General features: G+C 40.9%; 1 pseudogene. It reads right to left on the bottom strand.

Features of this window, described 5'->3' with window-relative positions:
- Positions 1-167: 167 nt before the first annotated feature.
- Positions 168-538 (bottom strand): annotated as a pseudogene (locus V7659_RS25485) (MFS transporter); the annotation flags it as partial.

Below are 538 nucleotides of genomic sequence, written 5' to 3'. Positions count from 1 at the left end.
TATTCGGGTCATAGTTCAAGGAAGATCGGGTTTTTTCGTTAGTAAAATAGTGTTCCATTCTTTTTATGCTTGTACTTTCAATAGAGTTTGATTTTCCTCTTGCAACTCAGGGGGTAATTCGATCCGTTCAACTTTGTTCACGATGAAAATGTAAGATAATGCTCCGATTAACAATACTGCGCCAATAAAGAATAACCGGCACTAAAGGAATGTGTTGTACTCAAAATATAGCCAACTACGATCGGAATCACGATACCGGCCAAGTTACCTGATGTATTAAAGATTCCACCGTTGAGTCCAATGAGTTCCTTTGGAGACATATCTCCAATAAGCGCCCAGGTTCCTCCAGCCATCCCTTTGGCGAAAAAAGAAACCGACATGATTAGCATGATGAGCGCTGCAGAAGAAGTATAGTTCGCCAAGACAACCACACTCGAGAAAAGAAATCCGATGATAATCGGTGTTTTACGTGCTGCACCAAGGGACTTTCCACGTTTTAACAAGTAATCAGATAAATAACCGCCAACAATTCCTCCTA

Source organism: Neobacillus drentensis, from assembly GCF_036966985.1.
GTDB classification, from domain to species: domain Bacteria; phylum Bacillota; class Bacilli; order Bacillales; family Cytobacillaceae; genus Neobacillus; species Neobacillus drentensis_E.
Note: the sequence above shows the minus strand (reverse complement) of the source record. Positions and strands in the feature narration are given on the sequence as shown.